This is a genomic window from Nitrobacter sp. 62-13 (genome assembly GCF_001896955.1).
Lineage (GTDB): Bacteria > Pseudomonadota > Alphaproteobacteria > Rhizobiales > Xanthobacteraceae > Nitrobacter.
In genome coordinates this window covers 1,898-11,142 of record NZ_MKRN01000077.1, presented here as the reverse complement: position 1 = coordinate 11,142, position 9,245 = coordinate 1,898, and the positions used below count along the sequence as shown (strand labels likewise).

Annotated in this window: 11 protein-coding genes; 2 read left to right on the top strand and 9 right to left on the bottom strand. The window is 63.1% G+C overall.

The window, feature by feature from the left end; translation table 11 throughout:
- The 6 genes from BGN91_RS07375 to BGN91_RS07350 form a co-directional block, all read right to left on the bottom strand.
- Positions 1-233 (bottom strand): biotin/lipoyl-containing protein (locus BGN91_RS07375; protein WP_292611877.1); only part of this gene is annotated, 233 nt, incomplete at its 3' end.
- A gap of 28 nt (positions 234-261) precedes the next feature.
- A complete protein-coding gene (gene pdhA / locus BGN91_RS07370; RefSeq protein WP_292611875.1) occupies positions 262-1,284 on the bottom strand; it encodes a pyruvate dehydrogenase (acetyl-transferring) E1 component subunit alpha in 1,023 nt (340 codons plus the stop codon).
- A 200-nt stretch (positions 1,285-1,484) separates the two neighbouring features.
- On the bottom strand, positions 1,485-1,802 hold the full coding sequence (locus BGN91_RS07365; protein ID WP_292611873.1) for a septum formation initiator family protein: 318 nt from the start codon (positions 1,800-1,802) through the stop codon (positions 1,485-1,487).
- A 60-nt stretch (positions 1,803-1,862) separates the two neighbouring features.
- On the bottom strand, positions 1,863-2,420 hold the full coding sequence (locus BGN91_RS07360; protein ID WP_292611871.1) for an NAD(P)H-dependent oxidoreductase: 558 nt from the start codon (positions 2,418-2,420) through the stop codon (positions 1,863-1,865).
- Positions 2,421-2,555: 135 nt separating this feature from the next.
- On the bottom strand, positions 2,556-3,143 hold the full coding sequence (locus BGN91_RS07355; protein ID WP_292611870.1) for a protein-S-isoprenylcysteine O-methyltransferase: 588 nt from the start codon (positions 3,141-3,143) through the stop codon (positions 2,556-2,558).
- Between the two features lie 14 nt (positions 3,144-3,157).
- On the bottom strand, positions 3,158-4,408 hold the full coding sequence (locus tag BGN91_RS07350; protein ID WP_292611868.1) for a hypothetical protein: 1,251 nt from the start codon (positions 4,406-4,408) through the stop codon (positions 3,158-3,160).
- Positions 4,409-4,645: 237 nt separating this feature from the next.
- On the opposite strand from BGN91_RS07350, the gene BGN91_RS07345 reads away from it, so the two are divergent.
- Complete coding sequence (locus tag BGN91_RS07345) at positions 4,646-5,323, top strand: thioesterase domain-containing protein (RefSeq protein ID WP_292611866.1); 678 nt, start codon at positions 4,646-4,648, stop codon at positions 5,321-5,323.
- A gap of 84 nt (positions 5,324-5,407) precedes the next feature.
- Here the strand turns inward: BGN91_RS07345 and eno are convergent, their stop codons facing one another.
- Positions 5,408-6,691 carry a phosphopyruvate hydratase gene (eno, locus tag BGN91_RS07340; RefSeq protein WP_292611865.1) on the bottom strand — a complete coding sequence of 428 codons (1,284 nt, stop codon included), beginning with the start codon at positions 6,689-6,691 and terminating at the stop codon, positions 5,408-5,410.
- Positions 6,692-6,923: 232 nt separating this feature from the next.
- On the opposite strand from eno, the gene queF reads away from it, so the two are divergent.
- Positions 6,924-7,397 carry a preQ(1) synthase gene (gene queF / locus BGN91_RS07335; protein WP_292611863.1) on the top strand — a complete coding sequence of 158 codons (474 nt, stop codon included), beginning with the start codon at positions 6,924-6,926 and terminating at the stop codon, positions 7,395-7,397.
- Positions 7,398-7,408: 11 nt separating this feature from the next.
- Here the strand turns inward: queF and BGN91_RS07330 are convergent, their stop codons facing one another.
- Both BGN91_RS07330 and kdsA read right to left on the bottom strand, forming a co-directional pair.
- The gene (locus BGN91_RS07330; RefSeq protein WP_292611861.1) at positions 7,409-8,620 is read right to left on the bottom strand and encodes an MFS transporter; all 1,212 of its coding nucleotides are present in this window, start codon (positions 8,618-8,620) and stop codon (positions 7,409-7,411) included.
- A partial coding sequence (gene kdsA / locus BGN91_RS07325) for a 3-deoxy-8-phosphooctulonate synthase (protein ID WP_292611859.1) occupies positions 8,617-9,245 on the bottom strand: 629 nt, incomplete at its 5' end. The genes BGN91_RS07330 and kdsA, both read right to left, overlap by 4 nt.

Sequence of the window (9,245 nt, the reverse complement as noted above, 5' to 3'; positions counted from 1 at the left end):
AGAATGGTCGCGATCGGCGTATTCACCGCGACATCGTTGGTGCCTTCCGGAATCAGAATCTTGCCGAGCGTGCCCTCGTCGGTCGCCTCGACCTCCAGGGTGGCCTTGTCGGTCTCGATCTCGGCAATGACGTCGCCGGCCCTCACCGCCTCGCCCTCTTTCTTCAGCCACTTGGCGAGGTTGCCCTTCTCCATCGTCGGTGAAAGCGCGGGCATCAGAACTTGGATTGGCATGATCGCTCCGAAAAAAAGGCTTGCGCGCTCAGCGGTAAATGTCGGTGTAGAGTTCGGACGCGTCAGGCTCCGGATCGTTCTGCGCGAAATCCGCGGCCGTATTGACGATCTCGCGCACCTTGGCGTCGATCTTCTTCAGTTCGTCCTCCGAGACCTTCGCGGCCAGCAACCGGTTGCGAACCTGTTCGATCGGGTCCTGATCGTGCCGCACCTTGTCGACTTCCTCGCGCGTGCGGTACTTCGCCGGATCGGACATCGAGTGGCCGCGATAGCGGTAGGTCTGCATCTCCAGGATATAGGGGCCGTTGCCGTCGCGGCACCACTTCACCGCCCTGTCGCCGGCCGCCTTCACGGCGCGGACGTCCATGCCGTCGACCTGCTCTCCGGGAATGTTGAAGGACACGCCGCGCTTGGAAAAATCCGTCTGCGCCGACGAGCGGGTCACCGAGGTGCCCATGGCGTAGCGATTGTTCTCGATGATGTAGACCACCGGAAGCTTCCACAGTTCAGCCATGTTGAAGCTCTCGTAGACCTGGCCCTGGTTGGCGGCGCCGTCTCCGAAGTAAACAAGACTGACGCGATCGTTGCCGCGATAGCTGTTGGCGAAGGCAAGGCCGGTTCCGAGCGACACCTGCGCGCCGACGATCCCGTGGCCGCCGTAGAAGTGCTTCTCCTTGCTGAACATGTGCATGGAGCCGCCCTTGCCCTTGGAATAGCCGCCGCGGCGCCCGGTCAGTTCGGCCATCACGCCTTTGGCATCCATGCCGCAGGCCAGCATGTGACCATGGTCGCGGTACCCGGTGATGACCTGATCGCCTTTTCCGAGCGTCATCTGCATCCCGACCACGATCGCTTCCTGACCGATGTAGAGATGGCAGAAACCGCCGATCGCGCCCATTCCGTAAAGCTGGCCGGCCTTTTCCTCGAAACGGCGGATCAGCAGCATGTCGCGCAAGGCCTGAAGGTCCTGCTCGCGCGTGAACGCGGGGGGCGACTGGCTGTCCGAACCGTTGTCTGCTGTCTGCGCGACGTTTTTCTTGGATGCGGCCATGTCAAATCCGGATGCGAGAAGGATCACCTTCTCTAGCTCAACTCACACAACCTTGAAAGCGCGCGATCAAATTGACGCGCGCGGCTTTCCGCATCGCAACGCCTGCGAAATTCCGTGACCGAAAAGGGAACGTTTTTGAAATTAGACGATAGGTTTTCGCGGTTGAACGCAATCACGCGCAAAGGGACCGGGCGGTCCGATTATTTCGGGTGGATGACGTGAACGAGATCGCGCGGATTGGCATAGTCGAGCTGGAAGCGGGCGCGCTCATCGAGCATGTCGGGGTCGATTCCGCTGGAGCGCAGAAGCGCGACGCGCTTCTCGCCCTTCGCGCGCTCGGCCTTCAGCCGCGCCAGCTCCGAAGTCAGCGCGACGATCTCCTGGTCAAGCTCCTGCCGGGCATTCAACCCGTACTTGCCGGTATAGGCGTTGACGCCGAAATAGCCGACGATCATCGCTGCCATCGTGTAGAGGGCAAGCCCGGTAAGCAGCGATTTGAGTCGTGAGCGCGAGACCATGACCGGACGATGCGGCGACCCGGTTAAGGCTTCGCTAACGGCCGGTTCTCGCGCAGGCTCCTATTTCTTCTGCTGCGCGACCCAGGCGGCGAAGGCCTTGATGTAGGCTTCGAGAAACTCGCGCAAGGACGCCTTGACCAGTTCACCTTTCTCGTCGAACGCATCGCCGATTCCGCCGACATAGGCCTCCGGCTGCTGCAGCACCGGCACGTTGAGAAATACCAGCGATTGGCGCAGATGATGATTGGCGCCGAACCCGCCGATGGCGCCCGGCGAATTGCTGACGACGCCGCCGGGCTTGCCGTCGAAGACGCTCTGTCCGTAGGGGCGCGATCCGACATCGATGGCGTTTTTCAGAACGCCGGGAACGGACCGGTTGTATTCGGGAGTCACGAACAGGACGGCATCCGCCTTCTTCACGCGCTCGCGAAAACCCACCCAGTCGGCCGGCGGCGTGGCCTCAAGATCCTGGTTGTAGAACGACAATTCGTTGAGCGTGATGACGTCGAGCTTTAGCGAGGATGGCGCAAGCTTCGTCAAGGCCTTGGCGATTTTCAGGGAAAATGACTCCCGGCGAAGGCTGCCGACGATAACGGCGACGCTGAATTGAGATGCCATGATCGATCCTGTGGTTGTGTCGCTTCAAATCCGGCGGGTGCTGAACAATGCAAATGCATCTATTTATCGGAACCCGCATTGCAAGTCGGACGATTTGGATCCGCGCGTCATATTGACGAGGCCGGCTCGCGCCGATCAATACACCCCGGGAATAATCCGTTTTGTTTCCTGCATGTAGCGCCGATAGTCGTCGCCAAAGGCGTCGATCATCATCCGTTCCTCGAAATTCACGCGCGCGAAGAACAACAGCGCCACGGCGACGAGTCCGCTCAGGGCGGCGACGAGGTTCGGCAGCAGGCAGGCTTGCGCGGCCGCCCACAGCCAGAACGAGGCATACATCGGATGGCGGATTGACCGGTACACGCCGTTGCGGACGACCCGATGTCCCTCGCGCACCTCGAGCGCCGCCGACCACTGCCGGCCGAGATCCTTGTGCGAGCGACGGAACAGCCAGAGCGAAAACACGAACAATGCGGCGCCGGGCACGACGAGCCCGTAACCCGGATCATGGGCGAACGCGCGCGGCCATCCCGTTGCAAGATTCAGGGCCGGGATCGCAAACAGACCGAAAAACGCAACAGCCAGAAGCGCCCGCTCGCGCCAGGCGCCGTCGCGCCGCAAGGTCGCGGTGCGCCGCGCGCGCCGGGCGTAGGGATAGCGGATGATGAACCAGGCGACGATGCCGACGAGCCAGATCGTCTGTCCGAGCGCGACCGATGACATGATCAACGCTGCGCCTAAACCGCGTCGGCGGCGGCATCCGCCGGAATGGCCGCGGCCGTCGTCACGGACCGGGCTTTCGTAAGAAGAGCGCCGTCCTCTCCGAAACGCTCGACGCCGCCGCGCGGCGCGGTGATCTCGTCGAACGGCAAGGGACCGCAAACGATGAGGCAATGGTCGTAATTGGCGCGCACGCTGTTTCCCATCAAAAACTTGTAGTGCAACAGCATGAAGTTGAAGCGGTGACGGCGGAAGCTGGCCTTGTCCATCATGTCGTGCAACTGGACGCGCCGGATGTTCGGACGTCCGTCGGAGCGCTCGCGGCTGAAACGCTTCAACGTCACCGGATCGAAGCGGTAGAAACTGATGGCGTCGTCGCGCGCGTGATATTCGGTCCACCGGATTCGACGCTCGTCGGCGACAGCTTGCGTGGCCTGACGAATGCGCCCGCCCCGCGAATGCAGCGAGAACTTCGGAATGGTGGCGCCGACGGTCAGGATGCACAGCGCAGGGCCGCACCTCGCAAGATCCGGATCGCGCTTGAGCGCGCGCGCAACCGCATCCATCACCAGAGCGGCGCCGAGGCAATGACCGACAACGACGATCTCGTCGACATCGGCGTTGCGAACCCTGTCGAGGATTCGCTCCGCGAACCGGTCGATCCGCACATCCATGCGCGGCCGCTGGCCGTAGACGAACTCGCGCGAAAAAATCCAGTCATCGAAGACGTGGTTGATCGGCCATCGCCAACCCAAGAGATACAGCAGACCTGCCGTCACGGCGACTGTCGCAGCCGCCATGAGCAGGATAGCCGCAAGCCCGGTGACACCGGCGAGCCGCACCAGACCGTATCCGATGCCAGCCCCGCACGCGGCAAAGCCTGCCAGATACAGATACGGAAACAGAAAGAAGCCGGCGTATTTCCAGCTCGAATACATGAAGCGAAACAGCGTGCCGGTCACGATGAAGTCGACCAGCGTGACGAAGGCTTCCCGCAGACGCGACCACATGCCCCGGGCATGATCCTCCTGAATCAGGTCGTCCCACCGCAACATTTCGTAAGACGTGCGGGTGTTCCAGTTGGGACCCGAGGCCTCCATCTCCCATGACGCGCTGACCGGCGTCGCATCGATTCCGCTCACAATGGCGGCTTTCACGCCCCAGGTTCGCTGAAACAGCGCCAGCGACCGGCGGAACCGGTCAAGCTGCTGCTCGGGCGAAATCGGATCGTATCCGCCAATGTGAAAGACATGCCGTCTTGCGATCATGCGATCTCGTCACTTCCCCCGCTGTCATCAAATAGAGTGTTTTGCGAGCGGATACGTGTATCAGCGCGCTCCAGCCATGGTCAGGATACTACAAATCCGGCCGCGAATACGCGTCCGGAAACAAGATCGGTTGTGACGTTTCAATCACAACCCACAGGATTTATGGCGGCGCGATTGACGGGAGAACGTGGAGGCGAAATATAGTGCGGTCCCACGTCATTTGAACTGGAACCTTTGATGCTGACCATTTTCCAGCCTGCGCGCCGCGGCCTGCGTGCCGCAATGGTAAGTCTCGTCCTGTTGGTGATCGGCGGGATGGTGACAAGTTCGGCCGACGCACAAACCGCCGCGCCGCACCGGCCCGGTCATGTCTACCTGATGCGCGGCCTGTTCAACGTCTTTTCGCTCGGCATGGACGAACTGGCCGCCAAGCTCGAGAAAGTCGGCGTCAGGGCCGAGGCCGTGTCCTATACGTCCTGGTCGTCGCTCGCGGACAGCATCGCGGCCCAATATCGTGCGGGCAATCGCGAGCCCATTATCCTGATGGGCCATTCCTACGGCGCGGACACGACGATTTCCCTGGCGCGCAAGCTGAACGACAGCAGGATTCCGGTGGCGCTGATCGTGAACTTCGATCCGACCGCGCCGGACCGGGTTCCGCCGAATGTGCACCGAATCATCAATTTCTACGTGCCCACGGCCTGGGGCCGTCCGGTCGAGGCCGGCAAACAGTTCCGCGGCAGACTGTCCAACCTGAACGAAAGCGGCGCTTACAACCATTTCGTCATCGACAAGGCGGATGCCCTCCATCGCCAGGCGATCGCGGCGGTGCTGCAGGCCGTAGGCAGGGGCACCCATCGCATCAGGCAGCCCGCCAGACACCATGAGGTCTCGGCAGCGCCTGCGGCGCAGTAAGGGAAGCCGGTCCCGTCCCTTTCGGGAACAGGCCGGTATGCCCCCCACGCGCTGGCTGGTCTCTTTGTCCGTGCGATACCGGCGTTACGCCAGCGCCTTCAGTGCCGCGCGTCCGCCATACTTCGCCTGAGCGCCAAGCTGTTGCTCGATGCGCAGCAACTGATTGTACTTGGCGGCGCGGTCCGAGCGCGACAGCGATCCGGTCTTGATCTGCCCGCAATTGGTGGCGACCGCGAGATCGGCGATGGTGGAGTCCTCAGTCTCGCCCGAGCGGTGCGACATCACGGCGGTGTAGCCGGCCTTGTAGGCCATTTCGACGGCGGCCAGGGTCTCGGTCAACGTGCCGATCTGGTTGACCTTGATGAGGATGGAATTGGCGCGGCCGTTCCTGATGCCGTCCGCGAGCCGTGCCACGTTGGTGACGAACAGGTCGTCGCCGACAAGCTGGCAGGTGTTGCCGATCAGGTCGGTGAGGAGCTTCCAGCCCTCGAAATCGTCCTCGGCCATCCCGTCCTCGATCGAAACGATCGGGTAGTCCGCCGCCAGCTTGGCAAGGTATTTGGCCTGTTCCTCGACCGAGCGGGTCTTGCCCTCGCCTGAATAGACATACTTGCCGTCCTTGAAGAACTCGCTCGCGGCCGGATCGAGCGCCAGCACGACGTCGTCGCCCGGCTTGTAGCCGGCCTTGGCGATGGCGCCCATGATGAAATCGAGCGCCGCGCTGGCCGATGGCAGGTTCGGTGCGAACCCGCCCTCGTCGCCCACGTTGGTATTGTGGCCGGCCTTCTTCAATTCGGCTCTCAGGGTGTGAAAGATTTCCGAGCCGCAGCGCAACGCGTCCGAGAAGGTCGCGGCGCCGACCGGCATGATCATGAATTCCTGAAAGTCGATCGGATTGTCGGCATGCACGCCGCCGTTGACGATATTCATCATCGGCACCGGAAGCGTCCGCGCCGAGACGCCGCCGACGTAGCGGTACAGCGGCATGTCGAGGGAGTCCGCCGCAGCCCTGGCGAGCGCCAGCGACACGCCGAGAATGGCGTTGGCGCCGAGCCGGCCCTTGTTCGCGGTCCCGTCGAGTTCGATCAGGATATCGTCGATCTGGGTCTGCTGTTCGGCGTCCATGCCCCCGATCGCATCGAAAATCTCGCCGTTCACCGCGTCGACCGCCTTTCGCACGCCCTTGCCGAAATAGCGGGTGTCGTCGCCGTCGCGCAGTTCGACCGCCTCATGCGCCCCGGTGGAAGCACCCGACGGCACCGCGGCGCGGCCCATCGCACCGTCTTCGAGCGCCACGTCGACCTCGACGGTCGGATTGCCGCGGCTGTCGAGAATTTCACGGCCGATGATGTCGACGATGGCGGTCATTAAGAACCTCTTGAATCACTTGAATCACTGGATTTTGCGGTGCTTCTACAGCAATGCTCGGGCGCGGGAAAGGCCGTGAATCGTGACGTATTCGTTACGATTGGCTATCAAAAGCGCATGATCCGCCAAAGTGTGAGCGGTTTGGCGAGAAGATCATGCGCCGCTCAAATAGAGCGCGATCGGACGCAAAGCCGGCTTCCGTTTTACTGATCGCGCTCCGACGGAGATAATCATGCCACGAAAGCCTCCCTCCTCGCCAAAATCCTCTCTGCAGCTTGGCCGCGCGGTGACGTGGCCGGATTCGCCGGAGGCCGCGAAGCTGGACCGTGTGCCCAATCCGCAGAAGGACACCAACTATGTCGCACGCTTCACCGCGCCGGAATTCACCGCGCTGTGCCCGGTCACCGGCCAGCCGGACTTCGCTCACCTCGTGATCGACTATGTGCCGGGATCGTGGCTGCTGGAGTCGAAATCGCTCAAACTTTATCTGGCGAGTTTCCGCAACCATGGCGCTTTTCACGAGGATTGCACCGTTGCGATCGGCAAGCGCATCGCCACCGCGGTCAGGCCGAAATGGCTGCGCATCGGCGGCTACTGGTATCCGCGCGGCGGCATTCCGATCGACGTGTTCTGGCAGACCGGCAAGGCGCCAAAGGGCCTCTGGATTCCCGATCAGGACGTGGCGCCATATCGCGGCAGGGGCTGAGCCGCGCAGCTCTATCCGGCGCGCGCTCCAGCTTTTCCGGCCAGCAAGCGCGCACAGATCAATCCGAGAATCGCGACGACGACGGCGTTTGCGGCAAGGGTCGGAAACTTCCCCGCCCAGGCGAGGCTTGCGCCATAGGCGATCGGACCGGCCGTCTGTCCCATGTAGAAAAAGAACGAATGCAGCGACAACGCGGTCGCCCGCGCCCGCTCGGACAATTCGCTGGCGAACACCTGCAGGCAGCCGTGCAGCATGTAGAAGCCCCAGCCCATCAGGATGAAACTGAGTGTCTGGATACGCCAGTCCGGACCGAGACCCACGGCAACGATCTGCGCCGCCGCCAGCATTGCGCCGGATATCATCATGCCGCGTATGCCGAACACCGACAGCAAGCGCGAGACCGTCATCGTGTAGAACAGGCCGCCGACGGCAAATCCGGCGATGACGATGCCGGCAACCGAAAGCCGCGTTTCGCCGAGCTCGAACAGAAACGCCGCGACGTAAGGAAACAGTCCAAACACGCAGCAGCCTTCGATGAAAACCGCGGAGTAGCAGATCCTGGCGTTGGGATTGGTGAAGATCTGCCGGTAGCCATGGCGCAGATCCGTGAACTTCATCTGCCGCGAGGCCACGATCGCGTTGCCGCGACGGAATCCAACTCCGACGGCGATCGAGGCGGCCAGAACCAGCACGCCGAGCACGACGAGCACGCCACGCCAGCCGACGAGATCACCGATCACGCCGGAAAACGAAGCGCCGAGCAGATTGCCGCTCACCGTGCCCGCGATCGTCCTCCCGATCGCCACCTGCCGCTGCGACACCGGAACGAGGTCGCTCGCCATGCCGAGCGCGACCGGAAAAACACCGCCCGATGCAATCCCGGCGAAGATGCGCGTCACGAACAGCGCGCCGTAGGACGTGCATAGCGCGCCGGCTGCGTTCGAGATGCCGAGCAGCACCAGGCACACCAGCATCAGCCGCCCCTTGCCGAACACGTCGGCCGCCGCGCCGATCAGCGGCTGCACGATGGCAAACGAAAAGGCGGTGACCGCCGACAGGCCGGCGGCGGTCGCCACCGTCACCGCCATGTCGTCGGCGACATGCGGCAGCACCGGGTCCAGCGCGCGCGTCGACAGGCTCGCCGCAAAGGTGGCGAGCGCGACAATATTCAGGAGCGGCGGCAGTTTGTGCTGTCCGGCCACGGCCGGGGTGGTCGATGTCATTTCGCCGTGACCGGATCGGCCGCCTTCGCCAGCGCATCGAACGCCATCAGCCGCCGCACCAGCGCCTCGAACTCGCGCAGCGGCACCATGTTGGGACCGTCCGACGGCGCATGATCGGGATCGGGATGGGTCTCGATGAACACGCCGGCGACGCCGACCGCGACGGCTGCGCGCGCCAGCACCGGCACGAATTCGCGTTCGCCGCCGGACGACGCTCCCTTCCCGCCCGGCTGCTGCACCGAATGGGTGGCATCGAAAATGACAGGCGCGCCGGTGGTGCGCGCAAGGATCGGCAGCGCACGCATGTCCGACACCAGCGTGTTGTAGCCGAATGACGCCCCGCGCTCGGTCACCAGCACGTTGCGGTTGCCGCCGCCGGTGACCTTGGCGACCACGTTCGCCATGTCCCAGGGCGCGAGGAATTGCCCTTTCTTGACGTTGATAACCTTGCCGGTCGCCGCCGCCGCCAGCAAAAGGTCGGTCTGCCGGCACAGGAACGCAGGTATCTGCAGCACGTCGACAACTTGCGCGACCTCGCGGCATTGCGCAGCCTCATGCACGTCGGTGAGGACGGGCAATCCGAGCGAGGCACGGATTTCCGTGAAAACCGGCAGCGCCTGCTTCA

What these genes read in the sequence shown, in the direction of transcription:
- pdhA (WP_292611875.1), bottom strand. Translation starts at nt 1,284, where the DNA reads ATGGCCGCATCCAAGAAAAACGTCGCGCAGACAGCAGACAACGGTTCG.
- BGN91_RS07365 (WP_292611873.1), bottom strand. Translation starts at nt 1,802, where the DNA reads ATGGTCTCGCGCTCACGACTCAAATCGCTGCTTACCGGGCTTGCCCTC.
- BGN91_RS07360 (WP_292611871.1), bottom strand. Translation starts at nt 2,420, where the DNA reads ATGGCATCTCAATTCAGCGTCGCCGTTATCGTCGGCAGCCTTCGCCGG.
- BGN91_RS07355 (WP_292611870.1), bottom strand. Translation starts at nt 3,143, where the DNA reads ATGTCATCGGTCGCGCTCGGACAGACGATCTGGCTCGTCGGCATCGTC.
- BGN91_RS07350 (WP_292611868.1), bottom strand. Translation starts at nt 4,408, where the DNA reads ATGATCGCAAGACGGCATGTCTTTCACATTGGCGGATACGATCCGATT.
- BGN91_RS07345 (WP_292611866.1), top strand. Translation starts at nt 4,646, where the DNA reads ATGCTGACCATTTTCCAGCCTGCGCGCCGCGGCCTGCGTGCCGCAATG.
- eno (WP_292611865.1), bottom strand. Translation starts at nt 6,691, where the DNA reads ATGACCGCCATCGTCGACATCATCGGCCGTGAAATTCTCGACAGCCGC.
- queF (WP_292611863.1), top strand. Translation starts at nt 6,924, where the DNA reads ATGCCACGAAAGCCTCCCTCCTCGCCAAAATCCTCTCTGCAGCTTGGC.
- BGN91_RS07330 (WP_292611861.1), bottom strand. Translation starts at nt 8,620, where the DNA reads ATGACATCGACCACCCCGGCCGTGGCCGGACAGCACAAACTGCCGCCG.